The sequence below is a fragment of the Porticoccaceae bacterium LTM1 genome, assembly GCA_030252795.1.
GTDB lineage: Bacteria > Pseudomonadota > Gammaproteobacteria > Pseudomonadales > Porticoccaceae > SCSIO-12696.
On the sequence record CP127080.1, the window covers coordinates 475383 to 500452 of the forward strand.

28 protein-coding genes are annotated in these 25070 nt (G+C 48.3%); 22 read left to right on the forward strand and 6 right to left on the reverse strand.

Annotation, left to right across the window (positions count from 1 at the left end; all coding sequences use genetic code 11):
- Nucleotides 1-28 precede the first annotated feature (28 nt).
- The 6 genes from QP938_02170 (at nucleotide 29) to QP938_02195 (ending at nucleotide 4103) form a co-directional block, all read left to right on the forward strand.
- Nucleotides 29-370: a DUF3817 domain-containing protein gene (locus tag QP938_02170; protein ID WIO74731.1), complete on the forward strand. Its 342-nt coding sequence runs from the start codon at nucleotides 29-31 to the stop codon at nucleotides 368-370.
- 16 nt (nucleotides 371-386) lie between these two features.
- The gene (gene epmA / locus QP938_02175) at nucleotides 387-1337 is read left to right on the forward strand and encodes an EF-P lysine aminoacylase EpmA (GenBank protein ID WIO74732.1); all 951 of its coding nucleotides are present in this window, start codon (nucleotides 387-389) and stop codon (nucleotides 1335-1337) included.
- A gap of 18 nt (nucleotides 1338-1355) precedes the next feature.
- The gene (locus QP938_02180; GenBank protein ID WIO74733.1) at nucleotides 1356-2243 is read left to right on the forward strand and encodes a DMT family transporter; all 888 of its coding nucleotides are present in this window, start codon (nucleotides 1356-1358) and stop codon (nucleotides 2241-2243) included.
- 301 nt (nucleotides 2244-2544) lie between these two features.
- Nucleotides 2545-3234, forward strand: a complete 690-nt coding sequence (locus tag QP938_02185) for a pseudouridine synthase (protein ID WIO74734.1) — start codon at nucleotides 2545-2547, stop codon at nucleotides 3232-3234.
- 36 nt (nucleotides 3235-3270) lie between these two features.
- Nucleotides 3271-3855 carry a DUF1456 family protein gene (locus QP938_02190; GenBank protein WIO74735.1) on the forward strand — a complete coding sequence of 195 codons (585 nt, stop codon included), beginning with the start codon at nucleotides 3271-3273 and terminating at the stop codon, nucleotides 3853-3855.
- Nucleotides 3852-4103, forward strand: coding sequence for a VF530 family protein (locus tag QP938_02195; protein ID WIO74736.1), 252 nt, complete (start codon nucleotides 3852-3854; stop codon nucleotides 4101-4103). Before QP938_02190 ends, QP938_02195 begins: the two co-directional genes overlap by 4 nt.
- 109 nt (nucleotides 4104-4212) lie before the next feature.
- Here the strand turns inward: QP938_02195 and QP938_02200 are convergent, their stop codons facing one another.
- From QP938_02200 to QP938_02210, 3 genes are all read right to left on the reverse strand, one after another.
- Nucleotides 4213-4455 carry a hypothetical protein gene (locus QP938_02200; protein WIO74737.1) on the reverse strand — a complete coding sequence of 81 codons (243 nt, stop codon included), beginning with the start codon at nucleotides 4453-4455 and terminating at the stop codon, nucleotides 4213-4215.
- A gap of 69 nt (nucleotides 4456-4524) precedes the next feature.
- Entirely contained in the window at nucleotides 4525-4917 is a 393-nt protein-coding gene (locus QP938_02205; GenBank protein ID WIO74738.1) for a GFA family protein, read from the reverse strand.
- Between the two features lie 149 nt (nucleotides 4918-5066).
- Complete coding sequence (locus QP938_02210; GenBank protein ID WIO74739.1) at nucleotides 5067-5762, reverse strand: GNAT family N-acetyltransferase; 696 nt, start codon at nucleotides 5760-5762, stop codon at nucleotides 5067-5069.
- Between the two features lie 142 nt (nucleotides 5763-5904).
- Between QP938_02210 and QP938_02215 the strand changes: the two genes are divergently transcribed.
- The gene (locus QP938_02215) at nucleotides 5905-6516 is read left to right on the forward strand and encodes a CGNR zinc finger domain-containing protein (protein WIO74740.1); all 612 of its coding nucleotides are present in this window, start codon (nucleotides 5905-5907) and stop codon (nucleotides 6514-6516) included.
- A gap of 38 nt (nucleotides 6517-6554) precedes the next feature.
- Here the strand turns inward: QP938_02215 and QP938_02220 are convergent, their stop codons facing one another.
- Nucleotides 6555-8468, reverse strand: a complete 1914-nt coding sequence (locus QP938_02220) for an ATP-binding cassette domain-containing protein (GenBank protein ID WIO74741.1) — start codon at nucleotides 8466-8468, stop codon at nucleotides 6555-6557.
- A gap of 597 nt (nucleotides 8469-9065) precedes the next feature.
- Between QP938_02220 and QP938_02225 the strand changes: the two genes are divergently transcribed.
- Nucleotides 9066-9305 carry a hypothetical protein gene (locus QP938_02225; GenBank protein ID WIO74742.1) on the forward strand — a complete coding sequence of 80 codons (240 nt, stop codon included), beginning with the start codon at nucleotides 9066-9068 and terminating at the stop codon, nucleotides 9303-9305.
- 13 nt (nucleotides 9306-9318) lie between these two features.
- On the opposite strand, the gene QP938_02230 is transcribed toward QP938_02225, so the two are convergent.
- Nucleotides 9319-10044, reverse strand: coding sequence for a ComF family protein (locus QP938_02230; protein ID WIO74743.1), 726 nt, complete (start codon nucleotides 10042-10044; stop codon nucleotides 9319-9321).
- Nucleotides 10045-10159: 115 nt separating this feature from the next.
- Here QP938_02230 and bioB point away from each other — a divergent pair, with 115 nt between their 5' ends.
- The 12 genes from bioB (at nucleotide 10160) to QP938_02290 (ending at nucleotide 20876) form a co-directional block, all read left to right on the forward strand.
- Nucleotides 10160-11233, forward strand: coding sequence for a biotin synthase BioB (gene bioB / locus QP938_02235; GenBank protein ID WIO74744.1), 1074 nt, complete (start codon nucleotides 10160-10162; stop codon nucleotides 11231-11233).
- A gap of 145 nt (nucleotides 11234-11378) precedes the next feature.
- Entirely contained in the window at nucleotides 11379-12533 is a 1155-nt protein-coding gene (gene bioF / locus QP938_02240; protein WIO74745.1) for an 8-amino-7-oxononanoate synthase, read from the forward strand.
- A 60-nt stretch (nucleotides 12534-12593) separates the two neighbouring features.
- Nucleotides 12594-14177 (forward strand): malonyl-ACP O-methyltransferase BioC, encoded by a 1584-nt coding sequence (gene bioC / locus QP938_02245; protein ID WIO74746.1) that lies wholly within the window; start codon nucleotides 12594-12596, stop codon nucleotides 14175-14177.
- Between the two features lie 2 nt (nucleotides 14178-14179).
- On the forward strand, nucleotides 14180-14869 hold the full coding sequence (bioD, locus tag QP938_02250; GenBank protein ID WIO74747.1) for a dethiobiotin synthase: 690 nt from the start codon (nucleotides 14180-14182) through the stop codon (nucleotides 14867-14869).
- Nucleotides 14870-14897: 28 nt separating this feature from the next.
- Nucleotides 14898-15086 carry a DUF3094 family protein gene (locus tag QP938_02255; protein ID WIO74748.1) on the forward strand — a complete coding sequence of 63 codons (189 nt, stop codon included), beginning with the start codon at nucleotides 14898-14900 and terminating at the stop codon, nucleotides 15084-15086.
- Nucleotides 15087-15218: 132 nt separating this feature from the next.
- A complete protein-coding gene (locus QP938_02260) occupies nucleotides 15219-15887 on the forward strand; it encodes a glutathione S-transferase family protein (protein WIO74749.1) in 669 nt (222 codons plus the stop codon).
- A gap of 1300 nt (nucleotides 15888-17187) precedes the next feature.
- Entirely contained in the window at nucleotides 17188-17733 is a 546-nt protein-coding gene (locus QP938_02265) for a hypothetical protein (protein ID WIO74750.1), read from the forward strand.
- Between the two features lie 113 nt (nucleotides 17734-17846).
- Nucleotides 17847-18413: a hypothetical protein gene (locus tag QP938_02270; GenBank protein WIO74751.1), complete on the forward strand. Its 567-nt coding sequence runs from the start codon at nucleotides 17847-17849 to the stop codon at nucleotides 18411-18413.
- Between the two features lie 131 nt (nucleotides 18414-18544).
- Nucleotides 18545-19087, forward strand: a complete 543-nt coding sequence (locus QP938_02275) for a DUF2846 domain-containing protein (GenBank protein WIO74752.1) — start codon at nucleotides 18545-18547, stop codon at nucleotides 19085-19087.
- A 51-nt stretch (nucleotides 19088-19138) separates the two neighbouring features.
- Entirely contained in the window at nucleotides 19139-19567 is a 429-nt protein-coding gene (locus tag QP938_02280; GenBank protein ID WIO74753.1) for a hypothetical protein, read from the forward strand.
- Between the two features lie 176 nt (nucleotides 19568-19743).
- Complete coding sequence (locus QP938_02285) at nucleotides 19744-20175, forward strand: pyridoxamine 5'-phosphate oxidase family protein (GenBank protein ID WIO74754.1); 432 nt, start codon at nucleotides 19744-19746, stop codon at nucleotides 20173-20175.
- A gap of 68 nt (nucleotides 20176-20243) precedes the next feature.
- Nucleotides 20244-20876, forward strand: coding sequence for a DUF1287 domain-containing protein (locus QP938_02290; GenBank protein WIO74755.1), 633 nt, complete (start codon nucleotides 20244-20246; stop codon nucleotides 20874-20876).
- Between the two features lie 59 nt (nucleotides 20877-20935).
- Here the strand turns inward: QP938_02290 and QP938_02295 are convergent, their stop codons facing one another.
- Nucleotides 20936-21391 carry an EVE domain-containing protein gene (locus tag QP938_02295; protein ID WIO74756.1) on the reverse strand — a complete coding sequence of 152 codons (456 nt, stop codon included), beginning with the start codon at nucleotides 21389-21391 and terminating at the stop codon, nucleotides 20936-20938.
- Nucleotides 21392-22316: 925 nt separating this feature from the next.
- Here QP938_02295 and QP938_02300 point away from each other — a divergent pair.
- Nucleotides 22317-24185, forward strand: a complete 1869-nt coding sequence (locus QP938_02300) for a hypothetical protein (protein WIO74757.1) — start codon at nucleotides 22317-22319, stop codon at nucleotides 24183-24185.
- A gap of 150 nt (nucleotides 24186-24335) precedes the next feature.
- Complete coding sequence (locus QP938_02305) at nucleotides 24336-24785, forward strand: hypothetical protein (protein WIO74758.1); 450 nt, start codon at nucleotides 24336-24338, stop codon at nucleotides 24783-24785.
- The last annotated feature ends 285 nt before the right edge of the window (nucleotides 24786-25070 follow it).

Below are 25070 nucleotides of genomic sequence, written 5' to 3' on the forward strand. Positions count from 1 at the left end.
TTTTTGTAATAGTTGCCTAGGGGAATCAGTGAAAAAAATTATTTATCAAATTTTACGCTGGACCGCGCTGGTGGAAGGGCTTTCTTTTGTCCTGTTGCTGGCGGCGATGCCGCTTAAATACCAGTTTGGTATACCTGAGCCGGTCTGGTATCTGGGGTGGACTCACGGCTATCTACTGATGGGTTTTATAGGCGCTATTCTTATTGCACTGCCGATTCTGCGCTGGTCGCTATGGCGTGGATTATTGCTGTTTTTTGCATCGCTGTTGCCATTCGGTACGTTGATCCTGGATCTGTGGGTCAAAAAGTGGTGGCAGGACGAGCAGGCTATTGAATCCCCCGAAGGGGAAGCCACAACACAGAATGCGTAAACAGTAAGAGGGCGTTATGGCTGACTGGCAACCCAGTGCAAACATCGAAACCCTGAAAAAGCGCGCTGAGCTTTTCAGGAAAATTCGTCGCTTTTTCGACTCGCGCGAAATTTATGAAGTCGATGTGCCGTTGCTGGGAGCGCGTGGTGTAACCGATCTCCATATCGATTGTATAGAGGCTCGCTGCAAAGGCGATATTCATTATCTGCAATCCTCGCCTGAATATTTTATGAAGCGCCTTCTTGCTGCCGGTAGTGGCGATATCTATTTCCTTGGCAAAGCGTTTCGCGACGGAGAAGCAGGGCGGCGTCACAATCCGGAATTTACCATGCTGGAGTGGTACCGGGTTGGTTGGGATGAGCACCGGCTGATGGATGAAGTGGTCGAGCTGATCAGGTTTTTGGCGGGTGATGAAATTGCGATAACCAAGTTGGATTACCGCAACGCATTTCATGCCGCTTTGGGTGTCGATCCACACACAGCAGAGCTGCCAGAGTTGCAGAGACTCGCTGCTGAAACCGCCGGAAGCGAAAGTTTTTATGAGGATCGCTCCACCTGTCTGGATTTGATTTTCAGCTTGAAAGTTGAGCCGAAGTTGCCTGCTGGTTTAACGCTGATTTATGGCTATCCGCAATGTCAGGCGGCATTGGCAAAAATCGAATCGGATGCGCAGGGGCAGCTGGTCGCTCGTCGCTTTGAAGCCTTTTTAAATGGTGTTGAGCTGGCCAATGGTTATTTTGAGTTAACTACCGCCGACGATCAGGCGCAGCGATTTGAAAAAGATCGCGAACAGCGCCGAGAGAGTTGCAAGCGCGATATGCAGGCCGATGAAAAGTTGCTGGCCGCGTTGCGTGCAGGGTTTCCCAATTGTGCCGGAGTGGCTCTGGGGGTGGATCGTCTGTTGATGCAGTTGCTCAATACGGACAGTATAGAGTCTGTTAATGCCTTTCCATTTTCCCGGTTGTAATAAGAGCAGTCCCTCCATATGACTCAGGATCGCACCGGTTTACTGGCACTTTATGCTTCAGCACTGCTTTTGGCGTTAAATGGCCTGTTTGCCAAATTAATTCCGTTGGACGCAACTTCCATGACGCAACTGCGCAGCGTGGTGGCTGCATTGGGATTGTTGGGGTTTTGTCTGCTGGGCAAGCGGCATTGGCGACTGGGGTGTATTCGCCAATATTTTGCCGTTTACGGACTTGGTCTGTTACTGGGATTGCACTGGATCACCTTTTTTCATGCCATGCAAATATCCACGGTAGCGGTCGGGATGTTGGCGTTGTTCAGCTACCCGGTTATTACTATTTTAATCGAACCCTTCTTTGCCCGAACCAGATTGCAGGCTGGTGATTTAATTGCCGGTTGTTTGGTGGTGCTTGGATTGGCGGTTATGGTGTGGGAGGAATTGCAGCTGGCGGCCAATAGCGACATGGTAATGGGGTGTGTATGGGGGGTGATTTCCGCGCTGTTATTTTCGCTTCGTAACCTGACCATGAAATACCGTTTTCATCACATCGCCAGTGACCGGTTAATGTTACATCAGGTGATTGCGATAGCGTTTTTATTGCTGTTGTTTGTGGATGTTTCTGCGGTCAAAGAAATGAAGTTAAGTGATTGGTCGCTGTTGGTTACACTGGGCCTGATTACAACAGCCGCCGCTCATACCTTGTTGGCATTCAGTCTCAAAAAACTACCCGCTAAAACTGTTGCTATTATTGGCTGCTCGCAACCGGTGATTGGTGCTATTGCGGCCTGGCTGGTTGTATCGGAACAGCCGGGTTGGTCGGTGGTTATAGGTGGTGCAATTATTTTGTCTGTGGCAATCTATGAAACACTCAGCAAAACTCGTCGACAAATTTCCCGGTTGGCCTAGGGCCTGTTAACACTAATTGAATATTTACTGTTGTGGCTAAAAAAGCGCCAATCAAGGCATGAGGAGAGTAGTTTGGTACTTTCGTTGAAATGGAAAGCAAATAAACGACGAATAACGAAGAGTGGCGCTTTTTTAGCCGCAACCCGAAGGGCTGAGGACACTTACTTTGAAAACGAAAGTTCGCCCAGCTGTGTTATCAGTCGCTTATGTAGAGTGACTACACTGCGCACCTTCTGCCTTGCTGGTCAAAAAAAATGACCTTCTGCAGTAGATATTCAATTAGTGTTAACAGGCCCTAATCATGAGGCTGGACCGTTTTGTTGCCAACACTACGGCTGAGAGCCGCCAATCGATACGGCGCAAGATCTCTGAAGGGCGAGTCAGTGTTGGTGGCGAGGTCACTCGTCAATTCGATGTGGAAATCGATCAATTTGTTCGAATTGAACTGGATGGCCGAGTACTTCAGGAAAAAGTCGCCTATTATTTTATGCTCAACAAGCCAGTGGGTTACTTAAGTGCCACCAGCGACCCACAGTATAAGGTCGTGCTGGAGTTATTTGAGGAAACCTACCGGAGTGAACTGCATCTTGCCGGTCGTCTGGATCGTAATACATCGGGATTGATGCTGCTCACCAATGATGGCAGGTGGTCGCGAAAAATTACCGAGCCCGGTGAAAAAATTCCCAAAACTTATTTGGTGAAAACGGAAAAGCCCGTGACTCAGGAATACGTCGACCTGTTTGCGGCCGGAATGTATTTCCCTTACGAAGATGTGCATATTCAGCCCGCACAACTTGAAATTCTTGATGCACATTTGTCGAGACTGACAATTTACGAAGGTCGCTACCACCAGGTTAAACGTATGTATGGGCGCTTGCGTAATAAAGTGGTGGCACTGCACCGCGAGCGGATGGGGCATATTGCACTTGATCGCGAACTGGTGGCTGGTGACTATCGGCCGTTGACGGCTGCCGAAGTGGCTTCAGTCTAAACTCAAAGACACCTATTTAAACAGCGATAATGATTCATGATAAATAACGACACCTTGCGCAGATTGCGCTATGCACTGAAGTTGAACGATGCCAAAGTGCAAGCGACCTTTAAATTGGCTGGAGTAGATATTCCACCGTATCACTTGGCGAATATCATGCGCAAAGAGGATGAAGAGGGTTTTGTACCTTGTCCCAATGACACACTGGTGGCATTTCTCGATGGCCTGATTATTCATCATCGCGGTGTACAACAGGGTCGTGAACCTCAGCCGTGGCCGAAAGGCCAGTATTTACCTAATAATGAGATTTTGCGAAAAATTCGTATTGCACTGAAACTGACTGATGAAGATATTATCGCGATGATGGCACTGGCAGGGTTTAAGGTGTCCAAACCGGAATTGTCGGCGCTGTTTCGTAAAGAAGGGCATCGTAATTACAAAGAATGTGGCGACCAGTTTTTACGTAATTTTATTGCCGGACTGACCATTCGCAATCGCGATGAAGCCAAGCCTAAAAAGGCTGCGCCAGCTGCGATTCACAGGGATGAGCAGGATATGGCGGATAAAACCTCGAATAAAACAATTGACCCGTGGAGCAAAAGCCGAGGGAACAAACGATGAGTCAGGCCAATAACGCCCTCCATGGTATTACCCTTGAAAAATTACTCAATGAGTTGGTAGCTCATTACGGTTGGGAGGAGTTGGGCGCACGTATCAATATACGCTGTTTTACCCACGACCCCAGCATAAAATCCAGCCTTAAGTTTTTGCGAAAAACCCCATGGGCGCGAGAAAAGGTTGAGAGGTTGTATGTGGCATTAAAAGCCAAATCTAGCCCATCAGTGAATCAGGACATCTGGAAGTCCTAATATGAGCGCTGGGCTTTTTCAGTCGCAACCCCTTCAATAGATGCAGAGGGGTCATGGCCATTTTCCCGTCCAGTTGCATTGTCAGTTGTTCATGTGGAATGACTGCACATCACTCCTTCGGGCCTGCTATTACGGTACTGTCTTTTAAATCTATCACTTGTTGTTGTTCTGTCGGGTTAGTAAAGCCCGCATCAATAGAGACAATTTTATTCTCACTGATAACAATAGAGTGATCAGCAAGTACCTTTCCGTTCACAACATCGATTAATTTTCCGGCATGAATTACGTAGTCCGCTGCTAACGCAGAATAGGGCAACAGAAGGACAAATAGGCTAAAAAGAAGTGTTTTCATGGAGAATCTCCGAGCGAATAATCAGGACATCTCTTTATTTAAGGTTGAACAGTTAATTTACATACCTGTTTACAGGTGAGGTAAATTGTCACCTACTTGGAACCAGTCCACATGAGTACCCCAATGTGCATGGCCGCTGGGTTCGCGATCCAGCTTGCCCTCTAAATTGGCCCGTGCAATATGCATTTGTCCCGGCCAACGCTCAGAACGGAAAAATAGTGTAGAGCCGCAGGTGCTGCAAAATCCACGCTGTGAATCGGAAGAAGAGCTATACCAGGTCAGGGTATCGTTGGCGATAAATGTAAGGGTTTTATCTTCTATCCCAACCCAAGTGACAAAAGCCGCACCGTGAGCGCGCTGGCAAAGGGTGCAGTGACAATGGGCGCACCAGATGCTGGGAGTCTGGAATTTGAATTTCACGGCACCGCAAAGACAGGCGCCAGTGATGGTTCCTTCATACATTGGCTGGCTCCTTAACTCTTGGACGAGGTAGTGTAAACAGTCCCTAAGTATAGGAGACTGCGGCCAGGATGGCTGGCCGCGTAGTTTCGTCTTTCGTCTTACCTGAAGATCTCCAATTATTGAAATTTATAACTTTAGTTTTGTCTGTATCAGTGGTGTTTAGGGAGACGCTCCATAAACCAGACTGTCGGCCCACCGTCAGGAAGAGACTCTTTTGCGATAACCCTAAATCCGTGGCGTTGCAGAAAGGGCAGGCTTCGCTCACAGGTATTTTCGGTATAGATTTTTACTCTCTCCCGATCACTGCGTTCTATTACTTCCTGCAGTAGAAGGGAGCCGATGCCGCGGCCTCGGAAATCCGGGCGAACACCTATGGCATGAAGGTAATAGTGGGGTTCATGTGGGTGGTGTTGCTCGAAGGATTTCCTGATACTCAAATAGTGTTTGAAACCCTGATAACCACCAGTTTTCAAAATAGTTAGTGAAAGCCCGAAAAGTTTCACAAGGTTGACTGGCTGTTCAGTTGTCATAGGGGGGAGCCACATGGCCGCTCCCTTACCATCACGGGACATATGCACCAGATCGTATTGCGCGAACAGCTTTTGGTGCATCCAGTAAAAGTAATTCCATACCTCTTTGGGGTCATTCATAACCCATTTCATTACCGGGTCGTTTCGTAATGCTGCGCCGAGAATAGAGGCAACCAGAGGGGCTTCAGTATCCCAGGCAGTGCGGACGGCTCTTGGCAATCTGGATTGACGAAGCTCCGATGGCAAAGGTGCACGTTCGGCTATCACGGTTTGATTGGAGGCGGATTCGAAGTTGGCTTTGAAAAAGGAATTCATAGTAATCACCCTGCTTTCAGTGGAACCAAAATGTTTGTCAGGAATCAAAAAACCACCTAAACTTATTTTGGTGGTTACAAACTAGTGTAAACGAACCTAACTGTCAAAATAATTTATGACGGTTAAGTCAAAAGGAGTTCTCATGTCAGTCAGAGGCATTGATCATTTAAAACTGGTAGGCGGTAATTTGGCGCTGGATTTCACCAATACAGTGCATGACAGGGCGTACGAGAAAGAGAATGACGAGTTACAGAGTTTTGGGTGCCTGGTCGAGTGGACTCAAAAGGCGGGGGCTATCAATGAGAAGACCGCTAACGCATTGAAAAAAATAGAGAAACAGGATCCGCAAGATGCCGAAGAGACTCTGCAGCGGGCCAGGGAGTTCAGGCGCTTGCTCTATAAAGTATTTTTGTCATTTGCCAATGGGGACGACCCAGACCAGCAATGTCTGGACAAGTTACGGGACAGCTGGCTTGATGCCATGAAAAACGCAAGCCTGTCGCATGCAGATTCGGGCTGTTGTTGGGTATTCAATGCCACCCCTGACAGCCTCGATAGCATACTGGCGCCAATTGCATATTCAGCCATACGATTGATTACTGGTCCGGATATCAGGCGCGTCAGGATGTGTGGTGCAAATGACTGTACATGGATGTTTGTCGACAGCAGCAAGAATCGCAGTCGCCGTTGGTGCCAGATGGAGGTGTGTGGAAACCGGGCTAAAGCGAAGCGGCACTATCATAAGAGTTGTTGAGCCGCGTTGCTCTTGTAGTGAGTGAAAGAGATGGAGGGTTATTCCCCCATCTCCTCAAGTTCCGCCCAGCGTTCAATTGCCGTATCCAGTTCTTCCTGTGCCTTGCTCAGGGTGTCCAGTATTGGTTGGGTCTGGTCGAGGGGCAGGCTGTAAAACTCAGGGTTGGAAGTCTGTGCGGTCAACTCTTCCACACGCGATTCCAGTGCCTCGATTTTGGCTGGTAATTGGTCCAGTTCGAGTTGGTATTTGTAAGACAGTTTTTTCTTTTTCGGTGCTGGTTGCGCAGCAGGTTTTAACTCGGCTTTTTTCTCTGTTTTTGGCTCCTGGGCTTTTTCCGTAGTCGCTTTTTTATTTAATGACGGCAATTCGCCACCGCGACGAATCCAGTCTGCATAGCCGCCAACGTATTCATTCACAACGCCATTGCCTTCAAATACAACGCAACTGGTAACCACGTTGTCGAGAAACTCCCGGTCGTGGCTCACCAGCAAAATTGTGCCGTCGAAATCCATTAGAATTTCTTCCAGCAGTTCCAGTGTTTCCATATCCAGGTCGTTGGTAGGCTCGTCGAGTACCAATACATTGGCGGGTTTGCTGAACAGGCGCGCGAGAATCAGTCGGTTCTGCTCACCGCCGGACAGAGCGCCGACTGGCTGGCGGCAGCGATCCGGTGTAAACAGGAAGTCTTGCAGATAACTGATTACATGGCGGTCCTTGCCGTTGATGGTGATAAATTCCCGGCCTTCGGCCATGTTGTCGATCACGGTTTTATCTGGGTCAAGCTGGTTGCGCAGCTGATCGAAATAGGCGATTTGCAGTTTGGTGCCGAGTTTTACACTGCCCTGATCCGGTTCCAGTTCACCCAGCAGCATTCGCAGTAGAGTGGTTTTACCCATACCGTTGGCGCCGATAAAGCCGATGCGGTCACCGCGTAGAATTTTGGTGCTGAAATTTTTGCAGATGGTCTGGCCGTCGTAAATTTTGCTCAGGCCATCCGCTTCAACAACGATCTTTCCAGACACGCTGGCGGTTTCCATGGCAAAGCTGGCGTTGCCCTGACGCTCGCGGCGATCGGCGCGTTCTTCGCGCATTTTTTTCAGGTCGCGTACACGGCCTTCGTTGCGAGTGCGGCGCGCTTTAATACCCTGGCGAATCCAGACTTCTTCCTGGGCGAGCTTTTTATCGAACAGCTCGTTGGCGCGTTCTTCGGCGGCCAACTGCTCGGCCTGGAATTTCAGAAAACCCTGATAGTCACCGTCCCAGCAGCGCAACTTGCCGCGGTCAATCTCGATAATGGAGGTGGCCATGCGCTGCAAAAAGGCGCGGTCGTGGGTAATAACCAGCAGTGCGCCGCGGAAGTTTTCCAGCTGTTTTTCCAGCCAGTTGATGGTTGGAATGTCGAGGTGGTTAGTGGGCTCGTCCAGCAGAAGAATATCTGGCTCACTGACCAATGTGCGCGCTACAGCGACACGGCGGCGCCATCCACCAGACAGGGATTTCATAGGCGTGTCGGCGGGCAGTGACAGAGTTTCGATAATGGCGTCGATCTTCTGGCCAAACAGCCAGCCGTCTTTGGCCTCGATTTTTTCCTGCACCCGCGCTAGCTGGGTCAGGCCTGCTTCGTCGTGTGCTTCCATGGAGAGGTGGTGGAACTGCTTCAACAGCTCACCGACTTCAGCAAGGCCGGAAGCCACCACATCGTAAACAGTGGACTCGTCCGCAGCTGGCAGTTCCTGATTCAGGTAAGTCACTACGGTGCCAGGACGCAGCCAGAATTCGCCGCTATCAGCCGGAAACTGGCCATCCAGCAGCTTCATAAATGTAGACTTGCCAGCGCCATTGCGCCCCAGAATACCGATGCGCTCGCCGCGATGGATAGTGAGATCCACGTGATCCAGCAGAATGTGATTGCCAAAAGCCAGGGAGAGGTCGGTAAGTTGCAGCAGGGGCATGGTCAAGGTCTACAGCGAATGTTGAATGAGGGCGGCATTATTTCATATTTTGGGGTTGTCGAGTGAGATACGCCAAAGTCATTTAGTGTGAACAGGCCCTAGACCCCGCTCTTTCCCTGACCTGACAGGCCACTCCTCATATAACTGACAAATCGTCGTGACCTGTCAGGTCAGGGAAAGAGCTACTCAGGATGATAGATGGTGTGTGGAAAACACATTTTCAAACGGTGCGCACAGCGCACCCTACGTTGACCAGGGCCTGCTTGGGGTTTGCACCCAAGTGAGCCCTTGCCCAACCGGAACAGGTTTGCCCGATTTGTGGGTATATGAGGGCAGGCCTGTTCCGGTTGGGTAAGGGCGGGTGCTTGGCACTTAAAGGATTTTATATAAACAAAACCTGAAAGCGGAGATAGTCGCATTGGCACTCAAAGCGCGATGTGTGTTTGCCCTCACTGTGCTCAGGATGACAGCAAGATGGTGTTTTTTTAATCAGATTCTAGTAAGGTGTGCGCTGCTTTTGATTTTCCGATGGACATAACGCTAATTATTTGAGGCTTCTAATCCAATAAAGAAGCCCACAACGGAAGACGTAGGTAAATGAAAAAAACTCCACAAAACCCTTTGATCCAGCATCTGCCGTCGATTGGCTTGATGCTTGGCGTGCTGTTTGGCTGCTTTATCGGTTTGCTGTTTAAAGCCAACCTCGGTATGGCGATGATGATCGGCATTATTGCCGGCGTCGCCTTGGGTGGTTTGGTTCGGCTGATTGCGACTGTGCATCACCCGTCTGCCAAGCTGGAAGACAGCGACCTGATCAATCCCGAATACCTGAACTGATAGCCGGTAGCCGTTAAAGGCTACCGGGAGCCGGTGTGCGTGCTACACACCACACCTGCACATCTGCCGCTCCTGCCTTGAGCAGGGTCTCTGTCAGTGCTCGTGCAGTACTGCCGGTGGTGATTACATCATCTACCACAGCCACTTTCAGTCCGTTAACCGGGCGTACCACCTCAAAGGCTCTGTTCAGGTTGCCCTGGCGCTCGCTACGGGTCAGTCCTTGCTGGGTATGTGTTGCCTGCACTTTTCGCAGCTGGTAGAGGCTTACCGGAATCTTAAGTTGCCGGCCCAGTTGTAATGCCAGTTCGTCGCTGTGATTAAACCCCCTGTAGAATCGCCGCCGCCAGTGTGAAGGTACCGGCACAATCAGATCTACGGTTGGCGCTGCTGCCGCCAGTCGTCGTGCTACCTGCTCCACCAGCATATGCCCCAAAACCCGCCCTGCAGTGAGATCGCGATGTTCCTTGAAACGGTTTATCAATTGGCTGATGGGCGGCCGGTACTCAAAACTGGCTATACAGGCCTGCCAGGGCGGCGGTTGTTGCTGGCACTGGCCACACATCTCGGCATCGTCAGGCATCGGCAGGGCACAGAGACTACAGTGGTGTTGTAGCCACGGAAGCTCCAGCATACAAGAGTTACATAAAGGAAGTGAGTGCTCACTAGGTAGCTTGCAGAGCAGGCACTCGACCGGCAACTGACGACGTATGCGGTCGCCAAATGAGGAAAGAGAAAACATCCGTTGTTAACCTCTTGAGAGAGTTTTGGTTGACAGATCCCTGTCGCTCCTTAAGATTGCTGTCCATTATCCACGTTTATTCACTATTGAATACCAGTTAATTGGGGTACCCGATATGAGCGCCAGCCAGGCTGCCGGTTTTGACCACACAGAAGTTCGTCACGACTGGACTCGTGAGCAAGTTCTCGACCTTTTCAACCTGCCGTTTAATGACCTGATGTTTCAGGCGCAGGTGGTGCATCGTCGCCATTTCAATGCCAACGAGGTGCAACTGAGTACCCTGCTGTCGATCAAGACTGGGGCTTGCCCGGAAGATTGCAAATACTGCCCGCAATCCGCCCGCTACGACACCGGCCTGGAGCGTGAGCGCCTGATGGAAGTGGAAAAGGTGATCGAGCAGGCCAAAGCGGCCAAGGCATCCGGTGCCTCGCGGTTCTGTATGGGTGCTGCATGGCGTTCCCCCAAATCCAAGGACCTGAAAGTGGTCAAGGAAATGGTCAAGGGCGTTAAGTCTCTGGGCATGGAAACCTGCATGACCCTGGGTATGCTGTCTGAAGACCAGGCTAAAGAGCTGGCGGAAGCAGGACTGGATTACTACAACCACAACCTCGACACCTCGCCAGAGTTCTACGGCGACATTATCACCACCCGCACTTATCAGGATCGCCTGAATACACTGGCTAACGTGCGCGACGCCGGTATGAAGGTATGTGCTGGCGGTATCGTTGGTATGGGCGAAGAGCAGAAAGACCGTGCCGGCCTGCTGATGCAACTGGCCAACCTGCCACAGCATCCGGAATCGGTGCCCATCAATATGCTGGTGAAAGTAGCTGGCACCCCGATGGAAGACCAGGCCGATCTCGACGATTTCGAATTCCTGCGCACCATCGCCGTGGCTCGCATTATGATGCCGAAATCCCACGTTCGCCTTTCTGCCGGCCGTGAAAACATGAACGAGCAGATGCAGGCGATGGCGTTTATGGCCGGTGCCAACTCCATTTTCTACTGCGAAAAACTGCTCACCACGCCAAATCCAAAAGCCAACAAGGATATGGACCTGTTCAACAAACTCGGCATCAAGCCGGAAGAGTATCGCGTAGAGCGTGATAACGAGCAGGAAGCCGAGCAGCTGCAACAGGCGATCACCGAAGCCAAGAACGACAAGTTTTTCTACGACGCTGCGAAATGAAATTCAGGTCGCACGTCAGACGTCGCACGTCGCACGCTAAAGCAGGTTGCTTCGTAGTTGATACGCGGGCTTGTCCCTGTGTGCGACGTGCGACGTGCGACGTGCGACCACTATTTGAATCCACCCTGGCTGGCGTTGACCACCAATGCCCATAGACGACGTACTTTTACCCGCCCTGCAACAGCGCAAAGCGGCCCATCTCTACCGTCAGCGTTTTGAGCTGCAATCCGCCACCGGCCCAGAGGTGGTGGTGGATGGCCGCAATTATCTGGCCTTTTGCAGCAATGACTATCTGGGCCTGGCCAACCACCCTGAGGTCATTGCGACGCTGCAAAAAAGTGCCGGTCAGTATGGTGTGGGCAGTGGTGCTTCGCACCTGGTTTACGGCCATTCCACTGAGCATCACGCGCTGGAGGAGGAGCTGGCAGCCTTTACGGGCCGATCGCGCGCGTTACTGTTTTCCACCGGTTATATGGCCAATATGGGCACAATCGCGGCGTTGACTGACCGTGGTGACACAGTGCTGGAAGATCGTCTCAATCACGCCTCACTGCTGGATGGCGGCTTGCTGAGTCGCGCGGACTTTCAGCGCTACCGTGATGTGACTGAGCTGGAAAAACGCCTGTCGGACACCGACAGCGGTCGCAAACTGGTGGTGACCGATGGCGTATTCAGTATGGATGGCAATATAGCTGACCTGCCTGAGCAGGCCGCTATCTGCCAGCGCCACAATGCCTGGTTGATGGTGGACGACGCCCACGGCTTTGGCGTGCTTGGCAAGCAGGGCGGTGGTTGTGCTGAACACTTCGGCCTGAACATCGAACAGCTGCCGATTTTAGTGGGAACCCTAGGCAAGGGTTTCGGTACCTTTGGCGCTTTTGTGGCAGGAAGCGAAGCGCTGATTGAGACCCTGATCCAGTTTGCCCGCCCCTATATTTTTACTACCGCCATGCCGCCATCGGTTGCGGCTGCCACACGCACCAGTTTGAAGTTACTGCAAACGGAAACCTGGCGTCGTGAAAAACTGCAGGCATTGATTGCGCAATTCCGTCGTGGTGCTGAACAACTCGGCTTACAGTTGATGGATTCGAATACCCCGATTCAACCGGTGCTAATCAATGACGATGCCCTGACTGTGGAGATCGGTCAGCGACTGCGTGAGCGGGGAATCTTAGTGGGCGCAATCAGGCCGCCGACTGTCCCTAAGGGTACAGGGCGACTGCGCATCACCTTCAGTGCCAGTCACAGTGAGCAGCAGGTGGATCAACTGTTGGAAGCGCTGGATGAAATAATTAATTAGTCACCGTGAGTGCCGGTGGAGCAGGCCTTAGATAGTTAGCGATTTAGAAAAGAGTTTTAAATGACAGAAGCGGTATTACAGATCACTCCTCCAGCGTTACACCTGCGTCACCTGCCATCGCCTGTTGATGCCGAGCCGCTGGTGATTCTGCACGGCTGGGGTGCGGCCAGTGACATTATGCTGCCGCTGGCTGAGCGTCTGGCCAATGATCGGCCTGTCTGGCTAGTCGATCTGCCCGGCTTTGGTGGCAGTGAGCAGTGGCCAGAGTTTTCGCTTGATGGGCTGCTGGAGCAGTTATCAGAACAGCTACCCAGCTCCTGTGTGTTGATGGGGTGGTCTTTAGGTGGAATGATCGCCACAGCATTTGTTGCTCGTTATTCAGGACGGGTCAGCAAATTAATTACCCTGGCAAGCAATGCCCAATTTGTAGCGGATCGCGATTGGCGGTCCGCAATGCCAGCAAAAACCTTTTCCCGGTTCTGCCAATTTTTTGCCGAATCCCCCGGCGCCTGTCTCAAGCAATTTATTGGTCTTGAGGCCCAAGGTGACCAGGCTCAGCGCGAATTAATGAAACAGCTCCGCCCATTTGTCGCCGTCGAGAGTAATTGCAACTGGAACGAAGGTTTGGAGCTGTTAGGAACACTCGATAACCGTAGTGCATTACAGTCCCTCGCTATACCGGGATTGCATCTGTTTGGTGGGGGTGATGCATTGGTTCCGGCTTTGGCAGGAGAAGCAATTGCAGATCTTAATCCTGGCCAAACGGTGGTGGTGATTCCCGAGCGAGGCCATGCCCTTCACATGTCTGCTCCTGATGAAGTTTGTGCAGCGATCAACGAGTTTTTAACCGCATCTGCGGCCAAACGTCTCGACAAACAGTCGGTGGCAGAATCCTTCAGTCGTGCCGCCAGCAGCTACGACGGTGCGGCAGCATTTCAGCGTCTGGTTGCTGATAGATTGTGGTGCATGGTGCCGGCTGAGATGAAGGTTGGGTGTGCACTGGATGTGGGCTGTGGTACCGGTTACCTCTCGGCCAAAGTACGTGATGGACTGCCTTCCGTGCATTTGACCTCCCTGGATCTGGCACCCGGTATGCTGGAATATGCCCGTGCCCAACGGCCGGTTGCGGATCGCTGGGTTTGTGGTGACGCTGAATCCTTACCCCTGGCCGATAACCAGTTCGATCTGGTGGTATCAAGCCTCGCCTACCAGTGGTGCGAGAACCCGGATGTCTGGGGCTCAGAACTGTACCGAGTCCTGAACGAGCAGGGCGTTGCCATATTCAGCACCTTTGGCGCCAACACCCTTACAGAGCTGCACGATGCATGGCGTGCGGTGGACGACTACGTTCACGTAAATGAGTTTATTGCGGTCGAAAAACTTCGTGATCAATTGCAGATTGCAGGTTTGCAGGTAGAGCTGGTGGTGGAAAAACATCAGCTTGAATATGACGACCTCAAATCACTGATGCGCGAACTCAAGGCACTGGGCGCGCACAACATCAACAGTGGTCGCAATCAGGGGATGACCGGTCGTAAAAGATTGCAGTTGTTAACCGACGCCTACGAAAAATTCCGCACCGAAACGGGTGTACTTCCAGCGAGCTATGAAGTGATTTACGGCGTGGTCAAAAAAGAGGCTTAGGTGTGAAACAAAAATACTTTATCACCGGGACCGATACCGACGCGGGAAAAACCTTTATCGCAGCAGCGTTACTGCACGGAGCCAATAACAGCGGGAAAAGCACAGCAGCCTGCAAGCCCGTGGCTGCTGGTTGCGAGCAGAGCGACGATGGCCTTCGCAACAGCGACGCACTGATACTTCAATCTGCCGCCTCCAAACAAATGCCTTACCAGCAAATTAACCCCATCGCGCTGGAACCCGCTATTGCACCGCATATAGCCGCTGAGGAGGCGGGGCAACGATTGCAGGCATCGCGTATCGCCGGATACTGTCGTGGCGTTTTAATGCAGGGCGCGGACTTTACGGTTATAGAAGGTGCTGGTGGCTGGCGAGTGCCGCTCAACTCGAGGGAAACCTTTGCCGATATTGCTCGTGAGTTGCAGTTGCCGGTTATTCTGGTGGTGGCCATGCGGCTGGGGTGTATCAATCACGCGCTGCTCACCGTCGAAGCCATTCAGCGCGATGGCCTGCCTTTGGCTGGCTGGGTGGCCAACCGGGTCGATCCCGAGATGTCTCGTTACACCGAAAACCTGGCGACACTGCAACAACTGATTCGCGCACCAATGATCGGCGAAGTGCCTCATATCGCCAGTGGTAACCCCGCTGAAGCAGCGCAGTTTTTGTCCCTTGAGACTTTAAGCCACGAGTTTTAAACTGGCTTTTTTCAGAAGAGCCAATGTCATGCGCAGTGAAGAAGAACTCTATCCCGAAGACCTGGAGCGGGTGCGTAAAGTAACCTCCAGCGGTGTCCACTCGGTACAACGTAAACCCTTTGGCGGCTGGAAACTGTTGTTGGTGATATGGTTGGTGGTATTGCTTATGGCTGGTGGCAGCTGGCTGATCGCCAAACAAGTCGGCATTTTGATCTGACTCAATTTCACTGAGAAATATGGCGGTGAGTTATCGCCATTCCCCGCTGTTTTCGACTATCTTTTTAATACTTGTGAATAAGTGGCAGATGATGCCGCTTCAGGTTTTTGACGATAGTTGCGGGGAGTCCCTATGAGTGTCTATACCGATCCGGTTCTGGTAATTGGTAATAAAAACTATTCATCCTGGTCAATGCGTGCCTGGTTGGCTTTTAGAAAAGCCAACGTACATGTCGAGCTGAAACGACTGCCGCTTGATACGCCCGAGTTTGCGAAGGAAATAAGAGATTACTCCCCATCAGGGCGCGTGCCTGTGTTGATTGATGATGGCCGCAAAGTGTGGGACTCGCTGGCAATCTGCGAATACGTCAGCGAAAACATGGACGAAGGCCACCTCTGGCCACGTAATTATGTCGAACGCGGTTACGCCCGTTCCATCAGCGCCGAGATGCATTCAGGTTTTGCCGCACTGCGAAGTCAAATGCCAATGAACGCAAGAGCCACAGGCCGGAAAGTGCCGATGACCCCGGAGCTGGAAGCGGATATCAAACGCATAAATGACATGTGGGTTGAGTGTCGTCAAAAACATATCACCCACGGCCCCTGGTTGTTCGGCTACTTTACAATTGCCGATGCCATGTACGCCCCGGTTGCACTACGCTTCCACACCTATGGCGTTCAACTGGATTCACTGGCTGAGCAGTATATGCACCATGTGTTGTCCGATGCGGATGTACAAAGCTGGATTGCCGATGCTCGGCAGGAAGAAGAAGTACTTGGGGGTGAGGAGAAGGGGGCTTAATCCAACCTTCTTTCCCTTTGTTATCCCCGGGCGGGCCAGTTTAGGTAGGGTGCGCCGTGCGCACCTCCTGTCATCCTTCGCTTAGCAAAGAGCCTCTTGGTTGTTGTTTCTTTAATGCTCTTTAAGTGCCAAAAACCCGCCCTTACCCAACCGGAACAGGCCCGCCCTCATAATACCCACAAATCGGGCAAACCTGTTCCGGTTGGGCAAGGTCTCGCTTGGGTGCTATTCATTTAAAGCTGCTCTTTGTCATCCCCGCGTAAGCGGTGATCCACATGTTAATTACTACACGAAGTAGGGTGCCCCGTGCGCACCATGAGCAAAAAGGAGCATTCTCAGCGCATCTATCTCCCATCCGTCATCCCCGCGTAGGCGGAGATCCATTTAGATTGGTACTCACTATTGATGTCGCTCTTCCGATGAGGAATATTGGTTTGCACGCCTCTTTAGTTCATCTATACCTTGATCCAGTAAAGAGATGCCTTTATTGTTTAACAACTTAGCGCCTGGTGAGCATATGCTCATGGATAGACCGAAGGAATGGCGATTGACTCATCTGAAAATCCTTTTCTGATTGCTGTATTTGTATACAGCATAATTATTTCCTTCAAAGTCAAGCGAAGAACGATTTGTATCAGGCCTGATAATAGTATCAAATAATTTTGATATAGATTTTGTTGTATATAAAACAAAGAGTTATCTAAAGGGTAGGCGGCCCGATAATATATTAAGCGGGAAGCCTGATAATAATTGTTATGAGGCCGAAGGCCTCTTAAACAGGCTGTTAGGGCTACTAGGGTGAAAATATGAGAGGACTCAAGCAAACAGTTTTAGCTCTAACTCTGGGGTCGATTGCACATATCTTGTTCACGGCCTTATCTCGACTAGGGTTTTCTGATGCTCCCTCTGAGATGCTGTTGTTTGGAGTGAATACACTACCTATATGGATTGTGGTGTATTTTTTGATGCCCACAGTGATTATGCTGTCTGTCTCACCCTTAAAAAGAAGTGTAAGTCCATCAGTCATTGTTAGTGTGTTCGCTGCTTGGTTTGTTGGTGTTTTGCTTTTTTACGCTTATCATCGACAATTTTTAAATCATGGCGTGAAAATATGGGAGTACTCGGATAAATGGTGGTACTTGAAAAGAAATCTATTATCTATAATTCCTTGTATATTTGCGGGAGTCGGATTTTGGCTGGGAGGTAGGAGTTCGGCGGCCCTAACAAGGTCATGAATTTGACGCCGCGAAAAGCACGCCGCAAATTATGGAAGCGTTAGGCAGTAAACGAGATCGAAACTATGGAAGGCTATATAAATTTTGATAGGCAAATCGATTTGCATGCCTCTCTTGAAGAGCTACTTGTTCATGCCCGAACTTCATTTGATTCAACGAGAGCCTGTAAGTGGGCCTTGATTTCCGCTCATTCCGCACTGCAAGCATCGATGTGTATGGCACTACGTGGAAGTGCGGGATTTGATACTTGGAAACCTAACCATCTCAAAAAATGGCTAGAGGCTTATGAAAAAGGTGATGAACTGCCAGATCCACAACTAGATTTCTTTATGGATCTCTTTGATAAGCTATTTTCCGAAGACTCAGGGCTTGATAGACATCTTATCAAGTGGCTCAACGAAACGCGGAATGGATTAATACACTTCAATACTGATTCATACTCAATAGAGAAGGCTTCAATCATCGCGGCAATTTCTGAATCAATGAAGGCAGTTGCCAAAACTCCTGATCTAAGCACTGGAATATTCTTTTACGAAGAAGGGCAAGTGGAGACGTTTAATAATCTTTGCAACGAAATTGCGAAGAAAATGGAAAATCATGAAATTGCCTAACAAAAACGTGCAGCCGACATTTTTTCCGTTCCGGCAATTGGGAATTGCTTCGCAATTTTTTCCCAATTGCCTCCACTCCAAAAATGCGTCTGACGTAGGCGTTAGGCATACACATGGAAACAGAATCAACACTTAGCATCAGATTTGAAAAGGTCTGGAAAGCTCTTAAGAAAGAGAGTGTCCGGGGCAGTGTCGTAATGGCATCTGCTGTAATTGAGGATATTCTTGAAGAGCTATTAAAAAACCGCTTGGAGTTATGTTGCGAGGAGCATGATCCTCTCTTCGATGGCGCCAATGCTCCAATTGGCAATATGTCCTCTAAAATTGAACTGTCTTTTCGTACTGGTTGTATTGGTCCAAAGCTCAGAAAGAGTTTTCATATATTGAGAAAGCTCAGGAACGATTTTGCTCATTTATCTCATGACATCGATTTTGAAACTCAATCTGTTAAAGATCGGACTAGGAACCTATTGAAGCTTAATTCCGAATTTGTAGAACTAATATGGAAGGAAGCTCGAAGTGAACTATTTGAAATTGCCGGTATAAACGCTCCAGAAGAATGCCAAGACTTTTTTTCAGATATGTTGAAGAATGCAGGATATAGAAACACTTTTGAAATTTGGGTTAGCGCCGTAGCTGGCTCATTGGCAGAAAAATGTAACGAGATACAACGATTATAATTTAAACCCATGCTAAAAATGCCTAACAAACGCAGCAACACGGATCCAGCAAGCATTGGCCTTGAAGAGCAGGCCAATAAACGCTTGCCGGCCCGGTTCTGCGGGCGTTATATTTTTTAGGGAAAATTACAATGCGTTTAATAGCTTTTATGCCTTTGCTTCTCTTGTTGGCTTCGTGTGCTAGCTCTCCGGTTGGAGAGCCGTTCGCAGGTATAGAGAGTCATCAATCAGATAAAGCCATTGTTTATGTCTTTAGAAAATCAGCTTTTCCGGGAAGTGCGCGAGATACAAATATCTTTGTAAATGGAAAGGTTGAATTAGCTTTGTCTAATGGCTCATACGGAATTCTGAGGTTGTCTGGAGGAGAATATACTTTTGGCGCAAAGAATATTCCAGGCTGGCAATACGTCGAAGGGCATCCAATAGAAACTAAATTCAATGTGAAGGCAGGAGGTATCTACTATCTCATGTTTACTAAGCAGTTTGATGTGAGTGCAGGAACCAAAGAAAAAGTGTTCATTACAAATTCGGAAATGGAAATTAATACCGGGGTTTTAGAAGGTGGTCTGCTTGATTCCAGTGATGTGATAGGTTTTGTTACCGAAGAGTTTGCTATAGAACAGCTAAAAAAGACTAAAAAGACTGGTCTGCAAGTTGATCAAAACAAAATATAACAAGCAAAGGTAGCGGATAAACCGCTGCTTTGGGCGTTAAAAGGAATCAGCATGATTAGGTGGGTGTCTATAGTCCTTGGTGCTCCGGCCGTTGTGCTATTGGCCTTTATCGGAGCGTATGAGCTTCATGCGAACTCAATTATTGATTGTTCCGATGATATCGATGACTGGAGCAAAGTTGAAGATATTAAGAAAAAGGTTCTAGCTATACCCTTTGTTGAAGTTAGCATGGGTGAGCCAGGTTATCTCGAGTATGAGGGTATCTGGTTTGATGGCTATGTGAAGGTCTCTAGCTCTATTTTTGGAAACTCGATTTTCACACGGCTCTATATTAGCAATGGAGTTTACGCAAATTGTCGTCGCTCGTATAGCCAATGGTGGTATGTGGCATTGGAAGAAAGTCTCTTTATAACAAGCGGTTGTAGCAAGGCCGCACAGGGCGCGGCTGAACGGCTTACACTGCGCTCCAGCCGCCACTAAACCGGGCGTTAGGGCTCCGAGTTACCCACATTTAGTAGACACCTACTATAGTTAGCTTCACGGCTAACATGGAGGTGTGAGATGGCAAGAAAAAGAAAAGAAGCCTATACCGAAGAGTTTCGTCGCGAGGCGGTTCGGCGGGCAGTGAAGGCCTTGTAAATGTCTCCCCAAAAGGCATGGATAGTTTTAGGGTTTTAAGTGGTTCTAAGGAGGCTTGGCTAAATCTTACCGGTAGTGGTAATGAAACGGCAGCTCATGTTCTTGAGAATCGTAGAATGACAATAATGTTTTGCTCATTTGATAAGCAGCCACTTATATTAAGGTTGTATGGGAAGGCAAAAGCTATTCACCCTCGAGAGGATGAATGGCGGGACCTTATGAGGCTATTTCCTGAGTACACTGGAGCACGACAAGTTTTTGAAGTGGATATAGAGCTTGTGCAAACGTCATGTGGCTATGCTGTCCCTTTCTATGATTTAGTTGGTGAGCGTCCAACATTAAGGAAGTGGGCTGATAACCGTGGGCGTGAGGGTGTCGAGGAATATTGGCAAGAGAAAAACACCAAAAGCCTGGATGGGAAAGATACTGGAATCATCGGAAATGCGTAACAATCACAAGCAGACATGGGCAAACTACCGCTGGTGCTCTAAATTTGCTCCTGTTATGGACGTTTTCAATGAATAAGCTAACTCTAGCAACCATTCTTCTGTTGCCAATAACCTGCTTCGGTAGCAGCTTTGAAGAAGAGTTGGTGTCTGCTGCAAAGGATCGAACCAAGCACCATGTGATTTACGATGGCTCTTATGTTTCGATCTCTTACCCAGGTGGAGATGTGTCACCAAATAAAGGTGTCTGTACGGATGTTGTAATTCGGTCGTATCGGGCGCTGGGTGTGGATCTTCAGGTTCTGGTTCATGAGGATATAACCGATAACTTTGATCTGTATCCATCCAAAACGATTTGGGGGCTATCCAAGGCCGATAAAAATATCGATCACCGTCGAGTTCCGAATCTGCAGACCTTCTTTTCACGGTATGGCACGGTATTGCCAATTACTGAAGATCCAGAAGACTATTCACCCGGTGATCTTGTTACCTGGATGTTGCCCGGAAAGCGTCCGCATATTGGTATTGTTGTGGATGAGTATTCCTCTGAAACAGGGACTCCACTTATTGTTCATAATGTGGGTCGTGGGCCCCGCATGGAGAATAAGCTATTTTTATATGAGATTACCGGACACTACCGGTTTGTTCCTGAAAAATATAAAAACTATGATATACAGAATGGCGAAACTCCATCTTTGGAGTAGCATGTTATCGTTCTACTCTTATGTCAGAGACAGAGTCTGGTTCGCGGCTGAAGCCGCTCCTACAGCATTTTGAGTAAGGTGCCCCATTCGTTCTCTGTTACTGGTTGGACGGAGAGGCGGCCTTGTTTTACCAGTGTCATATTTTCCAGTGCTTTTGTGGCCTTAATCTCGGTAAGTGGAATCAGCCTCGGAAACTTCTGCTCCAGCTGTACATCAACACAAAACCAGCGCGGGTTTTCTGCCGTTGCCTTCGGATCAAAATATTTACTCTCGGGATTGAATTGATCCGGGTCTGGGTAGGCGGCCTTCACGACTTTCATAACGCCGATGATACCAGCGGGTTTGCAGCTGGAATGGTAGAAAAATACTTGATCATTAACGGAGACCTGATCTCGCAGCAGGTTGCGTGCCTGGTAATTGCGAATGCCATTCCAGTGTCCGGTCTGGTTGGGTTCCGCGGCTAGTTGGTCGATGCTGTATTCGTCGGGTTCGGATTTGAATAGCCAATACTTCATTAGGGTACCTCTAAAAATGCACTTTTTCCGCGATGGCTGCGTTGGTATCGTACTCGACTCCTCATGTATGTGTATACACTCCGGGTCTCCGTGCGCTACCGCCTTGCCCTCAAAGCGGTTTCATAATTACTGCACTTGCTGACTCTGTTTCAGATGGAGTCGACTCAGGCTTGACGCCCGCTGAAATTGTCCTAAGTAACACACTGTCAGTGTGGAGAAATACTGTTACATCGTGGTACGCCAAGCCAGTGGATCAACAGAATTACTGGGCTAGCTAAGTAAAAGAACGTATTTGAGTTACGTAGCAGGATGGTGTGGTTCTAACTGAGGATTGGTAGGGTTGTATTTGAGAGGGTTTACCATCTTTGATGTCTTTCTATCGCTCTGTTTATGCAGGGTACTTGCAGGGGGGAATGTGAGTGAGGGAAATAAAATTAATCGCTGAGCTTGCTAATTTAGCGTGAGCAACTATCTTTAGTTCTCAATGGAATATAGTTGTCATACCTTATACGTGGTGGCTTTGTTCCTTCATAATCTAAGCTTCTGATTCCTGTTTTAGTACTTAAGCTTGGTATTATTTCTAATAAAAATTCTTAATGGTGCATGCTATGAAAGGACTCCTGTGTTTGTATTTTGTCATATTGATTTCTCCACATGCTAAAGCTGATGTTCCATATGATCTTAAACTTTACAGGGAATATCATGACTGCTTGAGGCGCGAGCATGTCAAGGATGACGCAAATTATTCAAAGACTAAAAACTCATGTAAGAGTATAGCTAAGGATTTTATTGATAAGTCTAATTCCAAAAAAATTTCTAGATCAATGATTCGTGTTGCCAATAAGAGATTGAGGGAAATGTATAAGCCAGATGTAAAGGTTAGGGGTAAAAAAAAGGACTCAAATTGAGAAAAGGGAGGTGAGGGATGATTTTCAGATTCTATAAGATTTTTATTTTCATTGCATTTTTTTCTTCTTCGGTTTTTGCTAAAGCTCAGGTACCACCGCCGCTTGAGACTCCATTTGTTTCGGAGGTTGTGGATAACTCTTTTATTGTTGCTCACTTTACCGTTGAGCATGACCGCTATATAGCCCCCTGGGGATATTTATATGATGATGTCTATGTGGAAAGGCACCTAATAATGAGGGTGGATGGCTCACAATGGCAGCCTGTCGTTCAAACAGCTGGGGACGCATGGGTTTCGGTCTACGAGTTTAGTGATGTTGCACCAGGTGTGTACGAGTTTTTTGTAGTTGAATATGGACCTTGGCAGGCCACGAGTCCAATTGCCTCTGTTTTAATTGAAGAGTTGGGGTCGGTGGATGAAGAGACTGTTCTACCTATAATTGAACAGTCAAAGTTTAAATATGAAATGCGGGTGGGTGATGTTAACTCGGATGGCCTGTTGGATATTTTTGTGAAAAGAGTGGACTCTGGGCCAGAGAGTTTGGGTACCATTACTTCAACTATTTTGATACAAAGTAGTGCTAATAATTTTTCCCATATAATTCCAACTTCTTCACAAGAATCGGTCGCTGAGGGGTGGGGGGTAGCGCGCATCGACTGGCTACTTAACGATTACAATAGTGATGGTAATATTGACCTCCAGCTGTATAACCTAAGTGATCATGTGCCCAGTGTTAATGACTTGGTTGTATATTCGTCTGGAAAGGCGTCTACGGGGGGGGTGCTGGGTCTTCATGAGCACACTGAAGCCTTCAATAAATTTATGGGTAACTTGGTTTCTTGGACCTCTGATCCTGACTTCTTTGAAAACCACTCTTCGGTGGAGGATATTTATGTCAGTTACTATGATTGTGGCTATTATATAAATCCTTACTACGATCCGTTTTATCAAGGGATTCCTACAGATCCATATGGACCATATTATGATCCGTATTATGACCCATACTACAATCCGTATTATGATCCCACGGAGCCGTTTGTTTGGGGGTGTGGGCTAACCTGGGGAGTCTATAGCGTCAAGGTTTATGATCAGGAACATGTTGATATGAATGCCCTCAGGTTTGCACAGGTGGTTGAGGAGGAATTTCCTGGTGGCCAAGAGGATCTGGATGCGTGTGATTCTGTAACATTTCCAGAAGAAGATGCGGTTGAAATGGGGGCTCTCTTATCAGGCATACTAGAAACGTATTATGCAGCAGATATACTTGATACCTTTTCTGACTACACTTCGGGTGATTCGGATTTATATGTTAACAATTCAATGGGTTACCCGCCTTTTCCAAAAGATGCAGAGTTCAATAAGAGCAATAGTTCATATCATAACTATGACGTAAAAACTTTTGTGTGCCCAGAGTTGACACCTGGATGCACCCTTGGCCAAGTGAACTCTTCTCTTCGCTATTTTTCTTATCCGTCTCGAAGACTGCTGCCAGAGTTAACAAGGATAGATGGTCAAGAGGAGTTGATTGCGCATGTCCCAATTCCACCACAATTCACTAATATATCATCGCTCTATTTGAAGGAAATTGGGCCTGTAACCCAGGAGTATGTTGGATCTACGGACTGGCCGCATGCCTTTCAAAATTTAACTAAATATCCTCATTATCTCCACCCGGGATTTATTGCGAGGACGGTAATGGTTGAGGAGAATAGGGATATATACATATTTACCCATGGCGCTGGCTATAATGCCTATGGGAACTGGGGGGATTGTGATAGGCCAAAGAATATTAATTTGGTTCTGGCTTATACCAATGATTATTATGGCCCTAAAACCTTTAAGCAGCTCGATAAGGAAACGATTAATCATTGGGATGAAAATCGCTGATTATTTTATTTGATTTTTATTTTGGGCTTATATAAGTGTGACAGCTCTGCACTTTATTTGGTTTCTAATGCGCTATTTTAAGTGCTATAAGGTTTAGTGGCTTGAGGTGTTTTCCGCTTCGTATGGTTGGTGATTAATGAGGTCGGTTTAATGTTATTAAGGATTATTTTGGGTTCTTTATTGCCGCCTTTTTTTATATCTTTGTTTTTATTTTTATATGTAATCGAGTCTCCGGGGTCAGTTGTTGAGATTGGGCTTTATGTTCTTTCTATTTTTCTCGGGGCTTTGGTTATTTGTTATAAGTATGTGGTTTATTCTGTCATATATGGGGTGGTGCTGGAGTTTTTTATCCTGAAGCGTTTCTCAAACGTGTATGCGGTATCGGCTATTCTTGCGGCTGTAGGTGCTGTTTATGCGTTGATAATACTTGTTTTCCCATTGCAGGCTTTTGATCTGAGTGGGTTTTACCCTGAACTAAATATCTCACCCACAGATCGTGGTGTTAAGGGCCATCTTTCTATGGTGGCTTTCATGTCTTTCGTGTCTGTATTGAGTGGTCTTTTGATGTATGTTGTTAGGAGGAGGGGGGGTGCCTCTTGATGTGTTTGCCTGCCCTTGTTATTTCTTTTATGGTACCATCAAGCTAAGTGGGTGAATGTGAGAATGGCCAGATTTTCGGTTTCAAATCGCACCTAGTCCATTCAACGGGCACAGGTATCCTGTTGCCATGTTTCAAATACTTGGTTACGAATATAGCGGTAATACGGCGTTAAAAAGTGGCTCAAAATGCTCATTTACTCCAGTAAACTCCGCTTTTTCACCTCTTTTTGCCTTGTCTTACCTGCGCTCGTTACATTATGAAACAGCTTTTTGCAAAAAAATCAC

Coding starts and splice junctions, on each gene's coding strand:
- QP938_02230 (WIO74743.1), bottom strand. CDS start 10,044: ATGTTTTCTCTTTCCTCATTTGGCGACCGCATACGTCGTCAGTTGCCG.
- QP938_02255 (WIO74748.1), top strand. CDS start 14,898: ATGCGCAGTGAAGAAGAACTCTATCCCGAAGACCTGGAGCGGGTGCGT.
- bioC (WIO74746.1), top strand. CDS start 12,594: ATGACAGAAGCGGTATTACAGATCACTCCTCCAGCGTTACACCTGCGT.
- QP938_02190 (WIO74735.1), top strand. CDS start 3,271: ATGATAAATAACGACACCTTGCGCAGATTGCGCTATGCACTGAAGTTG.
- QP938_02215 (WIO74740.1), top strand. CDS start 5,905: ATGTCAGTCAGAGGCATTGATCATTTAAAACTGGTAGGCGGTAATTTG.
- QP938_02265 (WIO74750.1), top strand. CDS start 17,188: ATGGAAGGCTATATAAATTTTGATAGGCAAATCGATTTGCATGCCTCT.
- QP938_02185 (WIO74734.1), top strand. CDS start 2,545: ATGAGGCTGGACCGTTTTGTTGCCAACACTACGGCTGAGAGCCGCCAA.
- epmA (WIO74732.1), top strand. CDS start 387: ATGGCTGACTGGCAACCCAGTGCAAACATCGAAACCCTGAAAAAGCGC.
- QP938_02205 (WIO74738.1), bottom strand. CDS start 4,917: ATGTATGAAGGAACCATCACTGGCGCCTGTCTTTGCGGTGCCGTGAAA.
- QP938_02220 (WIO74741.1), bottom strand. CDS start 8,468: ATGCCCCTGCTGCAACTTACCGACCTCTCCCTGGCTTTTGGCAATCAC.
- QP938_02300 (WIO74757.1), top strand. CDS start 22,317: ATGATTTTCAGATTCTATAAGATTTTTATTTTCATTGCATTTTTTTCT.
- QP938_02195 (WIO74736.1), top strand. CDS start 3,852: ATGAGTCAGGCCAATAACGCCCTCCATGGTATTACCCTTGAAAAATTA.
- QP938_02225 (WIO74742.1), top strand. CDS start 9,066: ATGAAAAAAACTCCACAAAACCCTTTGATCCAGCATCTGCCGTCGATT.
- QP938_02280 (WIO74753.1), top strand. CDS start 19,139: ATGATTAGGTGGGTGTCTATAGTCCTTGGTGCTCCGGCCGTTGTGCTA.
- QP938_02285 (WIO74754.1), top strand. CDS start 19,744: ATGGATAGTTTTAGGGTTTTAAGTGGTTCTAAGGAGGCTTGGCTAAAT.
- QP938_02210 (WIO74739.1), bottom strand. CDS start 5,762: ATGAATTCCTTTTTCAAAGCCAACTTCGAATCCGCCTCCAATCAAACC.
- QP938_02305 (WIO74758.1), top strand. CDS start 24,336: ATGTTATTAAGGATTATTTTGGGTTCTTTATTGCCGCCTTTTTTTATA.
- QP938_02270 (WIO74751.1), top strand. CDS start 17,847: ATGGAAACAGAATCAACACTTAGCATCAGATTTGAAAAGGTCTGGAAA.
- QP938_02295 (WIO74756.1), bottom strand. CDS start 21,391: ATGAAGTATTGGCTATTCAAATCCGAACCCGACGAATACAGCATCGAC.
- QP938_02290 (WIO74755.1), top strand. CDS start 20,244: ATGAATAAGCTAACTCTAGCAACCATTCTTCTGTTGCCAATAACCTGC.
- bioB (WIO74744.1), top strand. CDS start 10,160: ATGAGCGCCAGCCAGGCTGCCGGTTTTGACCACACAGAAGTTCGTCAC.
- QP938_02260 (WIO74749.1), top strand. CDS start 15,219: ATGAGTGTCTATACCGATCCGGTTCTGGTAATTGGTAATAAAAACTAT.
- QP938_02200 (WIO74737.1), bottom strand. CDS start 4,455: ATGAAAACACTTCTTTTTAGCCTATTTGTCCTTCTGTTGCCCTATTCT.
- QP938_02275 (WIO74752.1), top strand. CDS start 18,545: ATGCGTTTAATAGCTTTTATGCCTTTGCTTCTCTTGTTGGCTTCGTGT.
- bioF (WIO74745.1), top strand. CDS start 11,379: ATGCCCATAGACGACGTACTTTTACCCGCCCTGCAACAGCGCAAAGCG.
- QP938_02180 (WIO74733.1), top strand. CDS start 1,356: ATGACTCAGGATCGCACCGGTTTACTGGCACTTTATGCTTCAGCACTG.